We start from the raw sequence: 494 nt of genomic DNA, 5'->3' as shown, positions 1-494 counted from the left end.
CCCGTCCACGACCTCGTCGGGGACCTGCTCGACCGGTGTGAACTCGATCTCCTGCCCGGCCTCCCGCATCGCCGACTCCCACTGGCCGAGGCTGCGTTACGGCGTCCTGCGGGGCCGCTCCTTGGCGTACCGTTCGGGCCGGTTGCGGTGCGACTCCCACAGCCGGGTGCACAGCATGTGCGGCCCGGGAAGAGCACCGAGGCGCCCACCCCCGCGCCCTCCGCCTTGAGATGGGCGTACAGCGACTCGGTCATCGTCACGACGGCCGCCTTGGTGACGGCGTACACGGAGGCGGTCGGCAGGGGTGCGATGCCGCCGTCCGCCGACGCGGTGTTGACGATGTGGCCGCCCTGGCCGCGCTCGGCCATCTGCTTGCCGAAGAGCCGGCAGCCGTGGATGACACCCCACAGATTCACGTCGAGGACCTTCTTCCAGTCCTCGGCGGGGGTCTCCAGGAACGAGCCGGACAGGCCTATCCCGGCGTTGTTCACCAG

The 494-nt window shown here is 70.4% G+C and carries 1 protein-coding gene; it reads right to left on the bottom strand.

Annotated features, from left to right (window positions below; all coding sequences use genetic code 11):
- Positions 1–491: SDR family NAD(P)-dependent oxidoreductase (locus CAY82_RS27495; RefSeq protein WP_368681565.1), on the bottom strand; the 491-nt coding region annotated here is incomplete at its 3' end.
- Between the last annotated feature and the right edge of the window lie 3 nt (positions 492–494).

It is taken from the genome of Pseudomonas sp. SID14000, from assembly GCF_002165135.1.
In the GTDB taxonomy this organism is placed as follows: Bacteria; Pseudomonadota; Gammaproteobacteria; order Pseudomonadales; family Pseudomonadaceae; genus Aquipseudomonas.
This window is presented reverse-complemented; position numbering and strand designations above follow the sequence as displayed.